The 15,474-nt window shown below is 65.4% G+C and carries 13 protein-coding genes and 1 pseudogene; 7 read left to right on the plus strand and 7 right to left on the minus strand.

The genetic code is table 11. From position 1 onward, the window contains the following. Window positions 1-394 precede the first annotated feature (394 nt). From GD1_RS13855 to GD1_RS13880, 6 genes and pseudogenes are all read left to right on the plus strand, one after another. Window positions 395-1,357 carry an AraC-like ligand-binding domain-containing protein gene (locus tag GD1_RS13855; RefSeq protein ID WP_053777630.1) on the plus strand — a complete coding sequence of 321 codons (963 nt, stop codon included), beginning with the start codon at window positions 395-397 and terminating at the stop codon, window positions 1,355-1,357. Window positions 1,358-1,829: 472 nt separating this feature from the next. Then, window positions 1,830-2,177 carry a Mu transposase domain-containing protein gene (locus GD1_RS25770; protein ID WP_020794486.1) on the plus strand — a complete coding sequence of 116 codons (348 nt, stop codon included), beginning with the start codon at window positions 1,830-1,832 and terminating at the stop codon, window positions 2,175-2,177. 331 nt (window positions 2,178-2,508) lie between these two features. Then, window positions 2,509-2,679: pseudogene (locus GD1_RS13865) on the plus strand (ATP-binding protein); the annotation flags it as partial. A 101-nt stretch (window positions 2,680-2,780) separates the two neighbouring features. Next, window positions 2,781-3,311 (plus strand): RidA family protein, encoded by a 531-nt coding sequence (locus GD1_RS13870; RefSeq protein WP_020794488.1) that lies wholly within the window; start codon window positions 2,781-2,783, stop codon window positions 3,309-3,311. Continuing rightward, entirely contained in the window at window positions 3,308-4,417 is a 1,110-nt protein-coding gene (locus tag GD1_RS13875; RefSeq protein ID WP_053777628.1) for an alkene reductase, read from the plus strand. The genes GD1_RS13870 and GD1_RS13875 overlap by 4 nt, the downstream gene beginning before the upstream one ends. Before the next feature lie 2 nt (window positions 4,418-4,419). Next, window positions 4,420-6,009, plus strand: coding sequence for a class I adenylate-forming enzyme family protein (locus GD1_RS13880; RefSeq protein ID WP_160319609.1), 1,590 nt, complete (start codon window positions 4,420-4,422; stop codon window positions 6,007-6,009). A gap of 482 nt (window positions 6,010-6,491) precedes the next feature. Here the strand turns inward: GD1_RS13880 and GD1_RS13885 are convergent, their stop codons facing one another. The 3 genes from GD1_RS13885 to GD1_RS13895 form a co-directional block, all read right to left on the minus strand. Continuing rightward, window positions 6,492-7,847 carry a flavin monoamine oxidase family protein gene (locus GD1_RS13885; RefSeq protein WP_053777626.1) on the minus strand — a complete coding sequence of 452 codons (1,356 nt, stop codon included), beginning with the start codon at window positions 7,845-7,847 and terminating at the stop codon, window positions 6,492-6,494. A 294-nt stretch (window positions 7,848-8,141) separates the two neighbouring features. After that, entirely contained in the window at window positions 8,142-8,816 is a 675-nt protein-coding gene (locus tag GD1_RS13890; RefSeq protein WP_244882710.1) for a TetR/AcrR family transcriptional regulator, read from the minus strand. 249 nt (window positions 8,817-9,065) lie between these two features. Further along, complete coding sequence (locus GD1_RS13895) at window positions 9,066-10,484, minus strand: plasmid pRiA4b ORF-3 family protein (protein ID WP_020791803.1); 1,419 nt, start codon at window positions 10,482-10,484, stop codon at window positions 9,066-9,068. A 102-nt stretch (window positions 10,485-10,586) separates the two neighbouring features. On the opposite strand from GD1_RS13895, the gene GD1_RS13900 reads away from it, so the two are divergent. Beyond that, a complete protein-coding gene (locus tag GD1_RS13900) occupies window positions 10,587-11,171 on the plus strand; it encodes a nitroreductase family protein (RefSeq protein ID WP_053777625.1) in 585 nt (194 codons plus the stop codon). Between the two features lie 50 nt (window positions 11,172-11,221). Here GD1_RS13900 and GD1_RS13905 read toward each other — a convergent pair whose 3' ends face one another. Genes GD1_RS13905 through GD1_RS13920 form a run of 4 tightly spaced genes read right to left on the minus strand, consistent with a single transcriptional unit; the run spans window position 11,222 to window position 15,289 of the window. After that, on the minus strand, window positions 11,222-12,097 hold the full coding sequence (locus GD1_RS13905) for a metal ABC transporter permease (protein ID WP_059037616.1): 876 nt from the start codon (window positions 12,095-12,097) through the stop codon (window positions 11,222-11,224). Then, window positions 12,094-12,870, minus strand: a complete 777-nt coding sequence (locus GD1_RS13910; protein ID WP_059037619.1) for a metal ABC transporter ATP-binding protein — start codon at window positions 12,868-12,870, stop codon at window positions 12,094-12,096. The genes GD1_RS13905 and GD1_RS13910 overlap by 4 nt, the downstream gene beginning before the upstream one ends. After that, on the minus strand, window positions 12,867-13,796 hold the full coding sequence (locus GD1_RS13915) for a metal ABC transporter substrate-binding protein (protein ID WP_053777624.1): 930 nt from the start codon (window positions 13,794-13,796) through the stop codon (window positions 12,867-12,869). The genes GD1_RS13910 and GD1_RS13915 overlap by 4 nt, the downstream gene beginning before the upstream one ends. Next, window positions 13,760-15,289 (minus strand): AAA family ATPase, encoded by a 1,530-nt coding sequence (locus tag GD1_RS13920; RefSeq protein WP_238403808.1) that lies wholly within the window; start codon window positions 15,287-15,289, stop codon window positions 13,760-13,762. The genes GD1_RS13915 and GD1_RS13920 overlap by 37 nt, the downstream gene beginning before the upstream one ends. Between the last annotated feature and the right edge of the window lie 185 nt (window positions 15,290-15,474).

The following is a 15,474-nucleotide window of genomic DNA, read 5'->3' on the forward strand; positions in this document are numbered from 1 at the left end:
CACCACCGAGCAGTTCAGCTCAAAACGCTGACAAAGGTCAGGTTGCAGAAATGCGGCCTGACCTTTTCTCTTCGAGGGCAGCTCATCTATCGGCCGAGCCCGGTGTCTTGGAGACGCGGTGAACGGTGGAGAGTTCGTCGTCCAGATTCTGACCCGGATCGTCGTTTGATGAACTCGACGACGAGGAAGAGTCACCCATCGACACTTCCGACTGTCGACGGCGCGGACTCGAACGGGGAGAGTCCCCTGTGAACAATCGCTGTGCGGGCGATGACTGTGCTGATGTGTGCGGACTCGTGGCGACGGCACGGCGGGTCAATGTCATGTCCCTGACGGTCAAGTCTCGTTGCCGCCAATCTGACGGATTATGTCGGCCCCCATAGCATGGAGTGCCATGGAGGTAACACTGTCGACTGCGGGCATCCCTGACAGGGACCGTGACGAGTACTGGCGGCAGATCATCTGTCGGACGTTTGTCGAGTTGGAAGTCGACCACCAGCGGGGTCCTGCGTTCTGCGGGGCGGTGCGGACCAGGTCCTACGGTGATCTGCGCGCGACCCGAATCAGTTGCGATCCGATGATCGCCACGCGCAGCCGACGCTGCATATCCGACAGCGTCGATGATCGGTACCTCCTGGCTCTGCAGCTGCGAGGTCGTACGGTCGGCATCCAGGATGGCCGAGAGGTGGAACTCCGGCCCGGTGACTTCACCATCTTCGACACCGCGCGTAGCTACTCGGTGGACTTTCAGGGAGGCGGGTTCGACCACCTGGTCTTTCATATCCCGAGGTCGGCGCTGGCCGCCCGCGGCACGCTGGCCCCTGACGCCACTGCGCGTCGCGTCGATGGATCATCCCGGGGGATAGGGTGGGTGGTGTCGGGTTTTCTCGCCAACCTTGAGCGGGTCGGCGAGAACATCTCCGACCTTGAACGCGAGCAGCTGGGCGAGGCGGGTATCGATCTGTTGTCCTCTACTCTGCGGTGGGTCTCCCGGCCAGCTGATTGCCACCCCGTCGGCGCCCAGCCGTCGTCGACGAGTATCAAACAGTACGTGCGTACCCGACTCGACGATCCGGCGCTCGACCCTGGCAGCGTCGCTGCGGCCTTTGCGATTTCTGTACGACACGTGCATCGGCTGTTCTCTGATGAGGCGGAGAGCTTCTCGTCGTGGGTACGCAACGAACGGCTGACCCGATGCTTCGACAGGCTAGGTGATCCAGGGTATCGAGATGTCGGCATCCATGACATCCGTGAGCGCTATGGCTTCACCGACGCGGCCGTCTTCAGTCGAGCATTCAAAAGACGATACGGCATAACGCCCTCGGCACGTCGCGAACAGATTAGTGATCCGCCCTGATCGGTGGCCCGTCGCCTGTCACGCGTCGGCCGAGCACATCCACTCATGCTGTCAGCGGTCACCTAACTCCCCACGTTGATTGGGTTGTCCGTCACGCAGTTCCCCACCCTGGGGTGTCCCTCGGGATGGACGAGTCGGTGACCGTGGCGACCATTGCGCAACGGCTACGAGACGACCACGGTGTAGACGTGTGACAACCTCAAGACCGGAGTCGAGCGCCCGATCTCTACGACCCCACGATCAACCGGGCCTACGCCCGGTTCGCGGCGTTCTACGACGTCGTGATCGACCCGGCACGCGCCCGCAAGCCCAAGGACAAACCCCGGATTGAACGACCCGTGCCTACATCCGGGACTCGTTCTCCGCGGGGCCGCACCTTCACGTCGGTGCCGCAAATGCAAGACGCCGCAGTGGTGTGGTGCACCGAGGTGTACGGGTTCGTTCACATCGTGGAATCGATGGTATGCCTCCCATGGAGCTGTTCACCCAGATCGAACAGTCAACCCTGAAACCGTTGCCGCCACGACGATGTGAGCATGCTGTCTATCACGTCGGGAAGGTCGCTGCGGACTGTCACGTCACAGCGGGCATCGCTCTGTACTCGGTGCCGTGGCGGTTGATCGGGCAGCGCGTCACCGTCCGCATTGCCGGTGACGTCGTGCAAGTCTTCGACGGCGACGAGGTGGCAGCTACCCACGTCCTGCACATGACGGGCCGGTCGACGAACTTCGAGACCACCCACCCCACGAGGTCGCCCACACCCTGCAGACGGTGTCCTGGTGCCGTCGGCAAGCCGACGAGGTCGGCCCCGGCGCGGTAGCCGTCGTCACCGAGTTCTCTGAGCTCAACGCCTACACCGCTTACGGGCGATTCAAGGCATCGTCGGACTACGGAAGAACCATCCCGACCATCGGATCGATGCCACATGCCACCGCCCTGTGCAGGTCGACGATGTGCAGTACCGCACCATCAACGGAATCCTGGTTGCCGGCACCGAAAACTAGGGAGCGCCCGCACCGGCCACAACAGCGACCCCAGCGCTGCTCAGCGGCCCACACGCCTTCGATACCGCATCAGGCCAATGACAGTTTGTTCCCATTTACGGTGATAGACAGCGACTTTCAAATCTTCTCAACCAAGGAACGGCTGCTATGACCATCCATGATCCCAGCCTGCGCACGGCGCTGAACACTCTGAAACTGGGCGGCATGCTCGACACTCTCGATGCTCGGCCGGCGCAAACCCGCGACGGCGAGCTCGGGCACCTGGAGTTCCTCCAAGTGCTCTGCGAAGACGAAATCTCCCGCCGTCGACGGAGGGCTCGCATGGTCAAAGAGTTGTCGCTCGGAGTCAACTAATCATTACTGCCGCAACGGGATTCACCGTAGCGACACAGTATGAAACAGTTCTGAAACTTCTCGGTGTGAGCCTCGAGATCGAGCAAATGCTCAGTCCCCCAGCAACTACAGATGTTGCCTGGCGAAAGGTGTGGGGCGTCTGCCTCACTGTTCGACATAGGAGAAGATCAATGATCACCAGGCATATGCCCGACCTCGGTGCCCTCAACTACATTCCGGCGGAAGCCATGGCAGACCTCGGATTCAGCTCGGTGGTTGTCTCCGATGGTCTGGTTTTTGTCAGCGGTGTTGCACCGATTCAAGGACCCGAGTTCGCGATCGTCGGCGAGTCAGACCTCGGGGCCCAATGTGCGTATGTTCTCGATGTGCTTGCAAAATCACTTGAGTCCGTGGGTAGTTCACCCAAGAGTATCGTGGATCTCACCGTATATCTGACGGGTACGACCGAGATCGGGTCGAAGTACACCGAGATAGCGCCACAGCTTGCCAGGTTCGTCGGCAACGATCGGCCGACGGCAACTGCGGTTGGGGTTACCAGTTTGTTCTTGCCGGCACAGCAGATCGAGGTGCGTGCCGTTGCCAGGGTGTCGCGGTGACTGTTGCGGGATTGTTCGACCCGATCAACCTCGGCGGGCTCCGTCTGCCCAATAGGATTGTCATGTCACCGCTGACCAGAAACCGTGTGGTTCCTGGGATCGATGCGCCGAGAAGCATTGTCGCCGAGTACTACTCACGGCGGGCTGCGGCGGGATTGATCGTCGCGGAGGGGTTGGTGATCTCGCCGACTGCTCGTGGCTATATGTGGACTCCTGGAATCTACAGCGATGCCCAGGTTGATGCGTGGCGCAGCGTGGTCGATCGAGTTCACAACAGCGGTGGCCGCATCATGGCACAGTTGTGGCACGTGGGCAGGATGTCACATCCGGTCTTCCTTCCGGGGTACTCGGCCCCGGTTGGGCCGTCAGGAGTTCGAGCGGACGCAAAGGTCTACCTGCCTCACGGCTCCACCCCTCCGGGTTCGCCGCGCGAGCTTGAAGTCGATGAAATACGGGAAATAGTAAGAGATTTCGCCTCGGCTGCACGACGGGCGCGGATCGCCGGGTTTGATGGTGTGGAGATTCACGGGTCCAATGGCTACCTCGTCGATCAATTCCTCCGAGACGGAAGCAATCGGCGTACCGACGAGTACGGGGGTCCGCCAGAGAACCGAGTGCGGTTCGCGCTCGAAGTGGTGGATGCTGTGATCGGTGAATTCCCTTCGGAGAGAGTTGGAGTGAGGATATCTCCGGTCAGCACCCATAACGATATGTTCGACAGCTGTCCCCAGGAGTTGTTCGGCTTGCTGGCGACGGAGCTGGGACGTCGACAGGTCGGGTTCATTGACGTCATCGAGGGGCAGCTCGGCGGATCGCGTGACTTCGGTGAGTTCGACTATAGGACCCTGCGCTCGGGATTCAGTGGTGCCTACATATCCAGCAACGGACACACCAAGGAAACAGCTGCTGGCGCGTTGGCAGGCGGCGGCGCAGACCTCGTCTCCTTTGGGCGAGCATTCATTGCCAACCCCGATCTGGTTGAGCGGCTGCGGCGGGGCGACCGGATGAACGAACCCGACAGATCGACCTTCTATTTCGGCGGTGCGCGCGGCTACACAGATTATCTGAATGTTGATGACAGTGTTCTCAATAGCGATCAAGGATGACAATGAGAATTGAAGCAGGATCCGCATTTACCAGGGCTGCGGCTCGATTCGGTGACCGCACTGCGGTGATCGATACCTTGGGAAGCAGTCGGACATACCGAGAACTGCGAGAATGTGCGAATGCGCTGGGCTCGGGGTTGATCGCGTCAGGGGCGCATCGTGGTGACCGAGTAGGGGTGTTGTCGCACAATCGGGTCGAAGTGGTCGAGGCATGGTTTGGCCTTGAGCGGTTCGGGCTGGTACGGGTGGTTTTGCATTCCCACTTCGATATCGCCACGCATGTGCGGACGATCGGCGAGGTAGGGGTATCGACGCTGATCTTCCATGAGGCATTCACTGCCCAGTTGGAGTCCGTGCGAGACGAACTCACAGAGGTCGGAACCTTTGTGTGCATTGGTGATTCCTGTCCGGAGTGGGCGGTCTCCTATGAAGCGGTGATCGCACTGGGGAGCCAGGCCGACCCTTGTCTGGATGTCGAGGAGGACGAGCCGTGCTTTCTTCAGTTGACCACTGGGACAACGGGACACCCGAAGCCGTGGATTCACACGCACAGATCGTGGCGGGCGGTGATCGAGAACAACATCGAGCACCTCGACTCATTTGGACGAGGCTCGACTGCGGTCGACGGCGATGATGTCAATCTGCACTTTCATGCACTGCAGTGGGCGACCGGGTTCCAGACGCTGATGCCGTATCTACTCAGAGGTGCGCTGACGGTTGTCGCCGACGACTCGGCATTCGATCCGAACGTGCTGCTGGCGCAGATCATCGATTATCGGGTCACCGGAATGCTCATACCGGCGCCGATGCTTGCCCCGTTGCTCGACATCGTCGAGCGGGACGAGACGACTCTGCCGAACTTGCGTAAACTCGTCATCTTCTTTGCGACTGAAGAACTCTTGCAGCGAGTCTCGCGGATCCTCGGGGACTGCTGGTGCCACGGTTACGGCTCCTCCGAGCAGGGGGCGCCGGTGACGAGGCTGCTCTTCGACGACATCGACTCCGAAGATTCCTGGGCTAGTATCGGTCGGCCGTTGTCGTTCACCGAGATTCGGATCGTCACTGTCGACGGAGAACCCGTGGCACCCGGGGACGTGGGTGAAATCGTGATCCGGACCCCGATGGCCGCAGCCGGGTACTGGGGACTGCCAGAGAAGACCTCCGCGGCGTTCTTTCCGGGCGGATGGTTTCGCGCCGGCGATATTGGATCGATGGACGCAAGCGGGCGGGTGTACTACCTCGACCGTGCCAAAGACCTGATCGAGACCGCCGCCGGTGTCGTCTACCCGCATACGGTGGAAGCACGAATCCTCGCACATCGAACGGTGGCCAACTGCGGGGTGACAGGTGTCAAGACCGCCGCCGAGAGTGCCAAGCAGGTGGTGGCGGCGGTCGTGCTCAAGGACGGAGTCGACGATGCCGACGGGGCGCGAGCGGCAATCCTCGAGCTCGTTGCTGCCGCGCCAGAGCACGAGCGCCCCGTCGAGGTCGTCATCGTGGAGGAGCTACCCACAGTGCTTGGTGGGGCCAAGGTCCAGCGTGAGGTCTTGGCACACCGGCTGGTCGAACTCGGGGTAGGCGTGTCGGTGTGAGGCAACCTAGAGCGTGTCTCCTGGAGTGCTGTAGCCAGTTGACGATGGCGTCGAGGGTCACCCCTGCCCGGTAGGTGAGTTTGTCGTATCGGGTGGCCGGCCTTCGCCATTGCTGTGACCAGGAGAAGGATCGATCCACAACGTCGCGACCTGGGGTTGACCCCATTTGCCGGACATCCTGATGGCCAGTGTGAGGCTGGTCAGGGAGGACGGAGTGATGGGAGCAGAGCGCAGGAGTTACCGAGGTCGCGCGGGAGATCGGTGTGGGTGAGCAGTTGCTGGGCCGGTGGGTCGCGGTCGAGAGGGCCCGGATGGATGACCCCTGGCTGAACCAGGAGTATCCGGGCTCGACCCGCTCGGCTTGTCTGAGCTGTTCGAGCAGGCCGACAGCAGAGCCGGCACGATGAGTGGGGCGGCCAGCGCGTGGGGATACGACGCGTTGAGCAATTGTCATGAAGGTCTCCTGCGGGACAGAAGGTGCTTCACGAGAACGAATTCGACTGTTCGAGAGCGGCAGCGACCTCTCCGGCGGCTCGCTCCCCGGCGTGGATCGCTCCCTCGACGTAGCCGGGGTGCTCGGCGGCGGTCTCGGCGCCTGCCCAATGCAGAATGCCGGCCGGCTCGTGCGGATGGGGCATGATGCCGGCGGTGGTGCCGGGGTCGGGGACGACGACATATCCGCCCTCGACGTGCTCGTCCTGGTGCCACGCCTTCTCGTGCCACTCCACCGGGTCGGCGATGGGCTTGCCGAGGTGCGGGACCAACGGGTCGAGGAGCACCCGCCTGCGCTCATCGGGCTCGAGGTCTGCCAGGTTCCGTGCCTCCGGCCCGGACGCGAGCATGCAGAGGTGTCCGGGGCCACCGGGCGCCGTCGAGTCGGTGATCACGCGGCCGGGCTGGTCGAGTACGAGCAGCTCACCTCGGGCACGGTCTCGCCAGAAGGGCTGCTCGTAGACGGCGACGGCCTTGTAGACCGTCCCCATGTGGGTGTCACGCTCCAGGGTCGCACGCTGGGCCGGGAGCGGCGGATCGTGGTGGATGCGAGCTGCGACGGGCGGCGGGACGGCGACGATCACCCGGCGGGCACGGTAGGAACCGTCCACGGTGCGGACGGTCGCACCGGTTGCGTCCCGCTCGATGGCGGTGACCCGACTGTCGGTGTGGACACGGCTGCCGAGCTCCGCGGCCAGTCGCTCCGCGAGCGTCCAGATCCCCTCGACGAGAAGTGCCTCCTGGGCACCGTTCTTCGTCGCGAGGATGGTCGACATCCCGCCTTGCTCGCGCACCAGTCGGGTCATGGCGTTCACCGAGAAACGGTCCAGGTCCGCGGTCCAGGAGACCAGTGCGAGGACCTCGAGGAAACGGCGGGCGAGCCGCCCCGGAACCTTCTGCAGCCACCGGTCGAGCGTGGTGTCGTTCCAGCGGTCGGTGCGTCCGGTCCGGGCAAGGATGTCGACGGTCAGCAGCGCCGGGATGATCGGCAGAGTGGCCGGCGAGACCAGGGGGCGCCTGCGTCCCCGGTCGATGATGTCCGGCATGCCTTCTGTGTACATGTCGTACTTGGTGAGACCGAGCTCGGCGGCCAGCGCAGTCACGCGGTGGTGGCCCGCACCGATCCACTGCCCGCCGAGGTCCAGGTGTGAGCCGAGCGCCGTGGTCACGCCCATCACCCGGCCGCCGACGCGATCCGCCGATTCGAGGACGATGACGTCGACCCCGCGCCGGCGCAGATCGCGCGCGGCCACCAGTCCGGACATGCCGGCGCCGACGACGATCACGTCGGCCTCCGGCGACCCCGCCTCCGCAGGGCCGTCGAGGCCCTGGGGTTCGTTCTGCATGCTGTCTCCTCAGTAGACGATCTGATGGCGAGGCACTCCGCGGTCACCCAGCACCTCTCGCAGATCACAAAACTCGATCTAAAGTCGACATCGAATTTATGGCGTAGGTCACACCGTGTCAAGCAATCCCGGCGAGGCGATTCTGGGGCTTGAGAACAGCTCCCGGCGGACCGCGACCGACGGAGGGGCAGCAAACAACGCCGCAGGGCGCGCCGAGAAGTCGCCAGGCGTTGTCGGGGCGACAAGGCCCCCGGCGGGCGCGGACAGGCGCCGGTCAGCGCCGGCGGAGGGGAGCTACGTGCGGGCGGCGTAGGTCTCGAGGTAGGCCGTGACGAGCCGCTTCGTCTCGACGATCGTGCCCTCGTCACCCTGAGGGGAGAGTTCGAATGCGGTGTCGAAGAGCCGGTCAGCGGCCTCGCAGGCCACGCCGACGACTCGGGTCGGCATGTCTGCGCGCACGAGCTTCCGGCGGAGCAGGAAGGCAGCCAGTTCCTCGGCTCGCGAAGCGTCGTACGCACGCACGAAGTCCCTCACCGTCTTGGACATCGAGTTGCGCCCGACGTACCAGAGTTGAATGAGGCTGGGATTCTCCCGGAAGTAGGCAACCGACTCGTCGACGACCGTCTCGACGGCCTCGGGCAGCGTCTCGAGCGGGCTGGCATCGAGGGCAGCCTTGACGCGGTCGTCGAACGCTCGCACGTGGCGCTGGATCAGCTCGACGTCGATCTGGTGGCGATCGGCGAAGTAGTGGTAGATAGACGCCACCGGGATGCCGGTTCGCTCCGCGATCGCCTTGAGGGTGGCCGCCTCATATCCGTCGAGGAGCAGCTCGCTCGCCGCATCGAGGATCGCCTGCACGCGTTCGACGCCCCGCCGCTGGACCCCAGCAGAGCGCGCCGACCGAACTGCCGCCCCAGATCGACTCGACGGGACGGAGGTCCTCGCAGAGCGACGAGCCTTCTCGATCACGATTCGAGATCGTATCATTCCAGGACATCTGACCCGGAGCCACCGCGGCTCGTCAGCCGCATCAGCGGAGCAGCCGCCCGGCCCGGGTAACCACCACCTGTCGTCGGCGGCCGACGGTCGTGACAGTCACCAGGCCTCGCCAGCGTCGAGCGGCCCGCGGCCACGGCTTCGAGACCCGTTGCACGCCACGTGGTCAAGGGGATACCCAGTCATGGCCGGTGGACCGCGACCAGATTCGCGTGCCGGATGTCAGCCGGGGCGCTGTCCGGTCAACGCGCTCCGGGCGATGGCGGCTGCAACTGCGCCGAGGGTGACCGGATCGCGGGAAGACCTCGGCTCGGAGACGTTGACCAACAGGTTGTGCACCGGACCGTACAGGTTGTAGCTCCTGACCGGTTCGCCGCCGCCCACACGCCAGTCCAAGGCGGTCAGCAGCTCCGCGATCCGCTCGAGTGGCAGAACCCCGTCCTCGGACGTGGCCGCGAAGAACAGCAGCAGCATCGAGGAGTCGACGTCGAAGCCGGAGGCGTCGGTCGGGACGAGCCGCTCACCGAGATACTCGACGAGCCCGGCGGGATCGTTCATCAACGCGGTGCCGCGTCGGGTCCGAACGAGTCGTCCCTTGTACTTGCGCAGCAACCCCAGCTTCTGCAGCAGTTCCCGGAAGTTCTGCAGCGGAGCGCAATCGGATTCGCGTGTGCGCGCACCGATCCAGCCCTCCATCGAGGGCACCACCGCGCAGGCCGGTCCGACGTCGACGGGTTTGAGGTATCCGCTCGCGGTCAGCACGAAGCCGTCGTCGCCGGCATGGTCCAAGAACCAGAGAATCGGGTGGAGCCCCTCGGCGAGTGCGGCCGCAGCCATCGGTTCCGGCACGGCGAGCAGGCGTTCAGCCCGGGCAACGAGATCATCGGAGTCCGGCTGCGCCTGTAGCCGATAGAGCAGTCGATGCAGCCGTGGATCGATCCCCGCGGTGGCGATCCGGTTGATCGGATCGTCGAACACCGCGTTGACCTCGTCGACATCGAAATGGGCGGGATCGTCGAGCACCTCGGCGAGTTGGTCGGCATCGGTGAGATGCCCACAGTCCTCGGGAGGTGCGGCCCGGCGCCCGTCGACGCAGCGCACGGCCGGTGCGTCGGCGGGCAGCGGCAGCACCTCCTCGAGGCGGAGCGTGAGCTGCCAGTCGTCGCCGTAGTCGTACACATAGTGCAGGGTGTCGCCGGGCTCGTGCAGCGTCTCGTCGAGGCGGACGTCGGTGGCGGGGGTTCCCTCCTCGTCGCCCTCGTCGACGTCGAACGGGCACAGGAACAATTCGGTGTCGCGGCGAAAAGCAGCGCCGCCCAACGAGAACTGGTGTAGGTGGTAGTCGAGCCACGCGAACGACGTCTGGATCGCACGGTGCACGACGTCGAGCCGTACGTCGGATCGGATGTCGAGGCTCCGCCAGATCGCGGGTCGTGCGTCGTCGAGGTCGATACGAACACGAAGCAGCACCGGATGGGGGAGCGGAGGCTTGCGCAGATGCGGTCGCGGTGGACGTAGGGTGCGCGGACCTGGCCTGTCCACCATCGACCTGACGGCATCGGTCGTCGCGTCACGGTCGAGCCCTGCGATCAATGCCTCGAACTGTTGACGGATCTCGTCCTCGGACGGGGTGTCGGCCATGTGGCCAGGGTAGTCGTCCAGGCGAGAAGGAGGCGGTCCGGTTCGCGTGCCCACGGGAGCCGGACATCTCCCCCGAGCGAGATGGACTGGCACACTGGCCAGATGAGTGTGTGCGACGTGCCCGCCGAACCGGTGCTCCACCCGGCGATCCTGGGCCGGTACAGTCCGGTCCGGTTCGACCGTGATGCCGTGGTCGGGGACGCGGCGATCGACACGATCCTCGATGCCGCCAGGCTCGCCCCGTCGGCGGGAAACTCACAGCCGTGGTCGTTCATCGTCGGCCGGCGAGACGATCCGGTGCATGCGCGGATCGTTGCGCATCTGGCGGCGAGCTCATCGAGGTGGGCACCCGACGCCTCGGTCATCGTCGTCAACGTGGTGCGCGTCCTGGTCGAGGGGACAGACTGGGCGTACTCGGAGTTCGCGCACTATGACATGGGGCAGGCGGTTGCCCATATGACATTGCAGGCGATGGCGATCGGTCTCGATGCCCACCAGTTCCGGGCGTTCGATCGCGATGCGGTCGCCGCCGAGTTCGGCGTGCCCCGCGAGTGGGAGGTGACGTCGATGACGGCGTTCGGGGTCGGCGTGCAGGCGGACGGCGAGGGTCCGGGTGTGGCTCGTGGACGTCGGAGTCGGGACGACGTGACATGGGTTCGGGACCGGAGGCTGCCGGCGGGGTCGTGACCAAGCCGGGTACCCGCCGACTCCCCACATGTTCTGGGCCCGGTCTCACCTCACGCGTTCGCCACCTCGGCCACCGGCCTGGCCTTCCGGAGCGCGGCCGTGACGACGCCATGAGCGGGGCTGAACAGGTAGACGATCGCGAACACGATCCCCTGCGTGAGCACCACCATCCCGCCGGGTGAGGTGTCCTGATAGTAGGAGACGTAGAGGCCGATCACGCCGCTGATGATCGCCACCGCCGGCGCGATGAGCAGCATGCGGTGGAACCGGTCGGTGAGCAGGTGTGCGGTGGCCCCCGGGATGATCAGCATCGCGACGACGAGGACGATTCCGACCACCTGCAGGGCGGTCACCGCGGTGAGGGCGAGCAACCCGAGCAGCAGTGCGCCAAGGAGTTTGGGGTTGAGTCCGATGGCGTAGGCATGGGTGGGATCGAAGGCGTAGAGGGTGAGGTCGCGTCGTTTGGCGATGAGCACGAGGGCGACGACGGCGCCGAGTACCGCGATCTGGATCAGATCCGAGCGCGAGACGCCGAGCAGGTTGCCGAAAATGATGTGGTTGAGGTCGGTCTGGCTGGGGGTGACCGAGATCAGGACGAGACCGAGCGCGAACAGCGTGGTGAACACGATGCCGATGGCGGCGTCCTCCTTGATCCTGCCGGGGTTGCGGACGGCACCGATGAGTCCGACGGCGAGAAAGCCGAAGACGATGGCGCCCAACGCGAATGGCATGCCGAAGATGTAGGCGAGGACCACTCCGGGCAACACCGCATGTGAGACGGCGTCACCCATGAGCGACCAGCCGATCAGCACCAGCCAGCACGACAGCAGCGCACACACGGTGGAGGCGATCAGTGTCGCGGCCAGCGCGCGGGTCATGAAGGTGTAGTCGAACGGGTCGAGGAGGAGATCGACGATCGCGGTCATGGGTGTTCCTGGGGGGTGGCAGTGGGGGACGCGTCGAGGGGATCGATACCGAAGGCACGGATGAGGTTGTCGGGGGTGATCACCACATCGGGGGTGCCATGCACCAGGACCCGGCGCATCAGCAGCAAGGCCTGGTCGGCGAGTCGGGGCAGGGCGTGTAGGTCGTGGGTGGAGATGAGGATGGTGGCCCCGCCGTCGGCCAACTCCCGCAGCAGCGTGCTGATGGTGGCCTCGGTGCGTTTGTCGACGCCGGCGAAGGGTTCGTCGAGCAGCAGGATGGACGCCTGTTGGGCGATGCCGCGGGCGACGAAGGCACGCTTGCGTTGCCCGCCGGAGAGTCGGCCGATCTGGCGGTGCTGGTACTCGCCGAGTTCGACCCGTTCCAGCGCCTCGTCGACGGCGGCGTGGTCGGCGCGGCGCAGTCGGCGGGTCGGCCCCAGGTGTCCGTAGCGACCGGTCATCACGACCTCGCGCACCGAGATCGGGAACGACCAGTCGATGTCCTCGGACTGCGGGACGTAGCTGATCGCGCCGTTGCGGCGGGCGGCTGCCGGGGGCCTCCCACCGACGCGGACCGTGCCGGCATCGGGGCTGATCATCCCCATGATGGCCTTGAACAGCGTGGACTTGCCGGAACCGTTCATCCCGATCAGTCCGCAGACGGTGCCCGTCCCGAGGCGCAGGTCGGCGCAGTCGAGGGCCACGGTGTCGCCGTACCGGACGCTGAGGTCACGCACGTCGATCACCGGTTGCTGTGCGGTGGATTCGGTCATGATGCGGGGCTCGTTCCGGTCAGCCCGGCGACGATGGTGTCGACGTCGTGGCGGATCAGGTCGAGGTAGGTGGGGACGGGGCCGTCCGCCTCGGACAGGGAGTCGACGTAGAGGGTGCCGCCGAAGCGGGCATCGGTGGCCGAGACGACCTGCTGCATCGGCTTGTCGGGGACCGTGGACTCGCAGAACACGGCCGGCACCCGGTTGTCGCGGACGAAGTCGATGGCCGCCGCGACCTGCTGGGGGGTGGCCTGCTGCTCGGCGTTGATCGGCCAGATGTAGCGCTCGGTCAGCCCGGCGTCTCGGGCGAGGTAGGAGAACGCGCCCTCGCAGGTGACCAGCGCCCGTTCGTTGGCGGGCAGGGCGTCGAGCGAGGACACGAGGTCCTTCTGTACCGCCGCCAGCTCGTTCTTGTACGCGGCGGCGTTGGCGCGGTAGCCGTCGGCGCCGTCGGGATCGAGTTCGGCGAAGGCCTCGGCGAGGTTGTCGGCGTAGATCCCGACGTTGAGCGGGCTCATCCATGCGTGCGGATTCGGTTTGCCCGCATAGGCATCCGAGGTGATGTCGATCGGTGTGATGCCATCACTGACCACCACGTGCGGGACGTCGAGGTCGTCCATGAACTGGGCGAACCAGGCCTCCAGGTTCAACCCGTTGTCGACGATCAGCGATGCCTGCGCGGCGCGGCGGATGTCGGCCGGGGTGGGCTCGTAGCCGTGGATCTCGGCACCCGGTTTGGTGATCGACTCCACCTGCAGCCGGTCCCCGGCGACGTTGGCGGCGATGTCGGCCAAGACGGTGAACGTCGTCAGCACCACCGGCTTGTCACCGTCGTCCGGCGACGTGGTCGAGCACGCCACCGCGGTCCAGGCGACCAGCAGTGAGGCCATCAGTGTCGCGAGAAACCGAGCCCTGTGTTTTGGCATGCCGATACTATAAGTTCGGCCACCCTGATTTGCGCAAGTGGCAGATCTCGGACAACGGGCGGGTCGGCGGTTCGTGGTCTGGGGGGTTCGTGGTCTGGGAGGGGCGTGGTGCCGACGCGACGCAGTCCCCACCCTCGGCTACAGGTACTGCCCCTGCGCGGGGGGTCGGCGCGATAGCGGCCCGAGCCGATCTCGGCCAGCAACGCCCGGGTCGTCAGAGCTCCGTCACTGCCGCCGAGGACCGCGCGGCGCACGATCTCCCGCAGGTCACTGCCGCTCGTCCGTTCCGGCAGCCGGGCGGCGACCGCTGCGCAGTCCACCTCCCCGGGCATGTTCTCGACCAGTGCGGCGAGGATCCGTGCGGCCGCGGCGGTGTCGGGGTAGCCGACCTCCACGATGCTGTCGAACCGTCCGGTCCGGACCGCAGCGGCGTCGAGCGTGGCGGGGTCGTTCGTCGAGGCGAGGGTCAGGATGCGTGCATCGGAGGCGATGTCCATGGCCTGCAGCAACTCGCCGAGCCCGCCACCTCCTCCGCGGCGGTCCCGCACGAACAGGTCCACATCCTCGAGCACGATCACCACCGGCCCGCCCAGTCGCTGCGCCTCCTCGATCACCTTGGTCAGCAGGTACTTTCCGGCGTTGGCCTCCACATAGATCACAGTGAAGCCGGCCTCGACCGCCTCGGTGGCGACGACCGCAGACACCGCACTCTTGCCGGTCCCCGGCGGACCGGCCAGCAGAATTCCCCGGCGCGACGCGAGGCCGTGCGCGTTGAGGAACGCGTGGCGATCACGCACCGCAGCGATCCCGAGGTCGATGTCCCGCCACACACCGGCGTCGACCACCACCGTCTCGCGGCGCAGTGCCGCAGGCAGGCTCATCGCGGAGAACCTCAAGACCTCGCCCGCACCCGCGCGGACGATCCGCCCGCGGTACGGATGCAGCGCGTAGGCGCGCGCCATCAGCGTGTCCAGTACCTCGCGTGCCTCCACCTGATGCCCGCGCGTCACGAATGCGGTGATCTCGGGCTCGTGGTGGACACCGGTCCGAGCGTCGATACCGATCACCATCGGTGCACCGTGGAGCAGCGTGCCGGCCGGGAAGATAGCCCGCAGGAGCTTCGGGTGGTGGTACGCCGTCTCGCCGACCGTGGTCTGTGTGTAGGAGGGAGGAGTGGTGTAGTCCTCGGGACCGAGCTCGGCGTCATACCGCGAGATCAGCTCGCCGAGTGCGAGGGCGACGGACGTCGCCTGCACGCCGTTGAGATACGTACTCTCGTAGAGGATTCCGGACCAGCCGGCGACGCCGAGTCCACGAACCGTGAACATCTCCTCGGTCTCGTGGTCTGCGAGGTCCCGGGTGGTGCCGACGAGCAGGTCGCCGAGGGCGCGCAGGGCCTGCGCCGAATCGTCGGGCAGCGCATCGATCCATGCCGCGGCGTCGGTGATGGGGGCCTGTGCAGCTCTGGTCGTACCGGTTTCGGTCAGTGTCATGGGTATCCGTCGTGGCGGGCAGCCCCGCATCGCCGACACCATGGGTGGTGAAGGTTTCCGTTCTACACGCTCATCCCGGCGATGTCACGCAGACAAGCGGCCGTACCTGCGGACTGATGGTGTCGGTGCAACGATGCTCACCGAGAACACACGTTGTGACGCAACATGTTACGACATCTCGTTCC

The organism is Gordonia desulfuricans NBRC 100010 (assembly GCF_001485495.1).
GTDB lineage: Bacteria > Actinomycetota > Actinomycetes > Mycobacteriales > Mycobacteriaceae > Gordonia > Gordonia desulfuricans.

Coding starts and splice junctions, on each gene's coding strand:
- GD1_RS13885 (WP_053777626.1), bottom strand. CDS start 7,847: ATGCAGAACGAACCCCAGGGCCTCGACGGCCCTGCGGAGGCGGGGTCG.
- GD1_RS13915 (WP_053777624.1), bottom strand. CDS start 13,796: ATGCCAAAACACAGGGCTCGGTTTCTCGCGACACTGATGGCCTCACTG.
- GD1_RS13910 (WP_059037619.1), bottom strand. CDS start 12,870: ATGACCGAATCCACCGCACAGCAACCGGTGATCGACGTGCGTGACCTC.
- GD1_RS13905 (WP_059037616.1), bottom strand. CDS start 12,097: ATGACCGCGATCGTCGATCTCCTCCTCGACCCGTTCGACTACACCTTC.
- GD1_RS13920 (WP_238403808.1), bottom strand. CDS start 15,289: ATGACACTGACCGAAACCGGTACGACCAGAGCTGCACAGGCCCCCATC.
- GD1_RS13855 (WP_053777630.1), top strand. CDS start 395: ATGGAGGTAACACTGTCGACTGCGGGCATCCCTGACAGGGACCGTGAC.
- GD1_RS13900 (WP_053777625.1), top strand. CDS start 10,587: ATGAGTGTGTGCGACGTGCCCGCCGAACCGGTGCTCCACCCGGCGATC.
- GD1_RS25770 (WP_020794486.1), top strand. CDS start 1,830: ATGGAGCTGTTCACCCAGATCGAACAGTCAACCCTGAAACCGTTGCCG.
- GD1_RS13895 (WP_020791803.1), bottom strand. CDS start 10,484: ATGGCCGACACCCCGTCCGAGGACGAGATCCGTCAACAGTTCGAGGCA.
- GD1_RS13880 (WP_160319609.1), top strand. CDS start 4,420: ATGAGAATTGAAGCAGGATCCGCATTTACCAGGGCTGCGGCTCGATTC.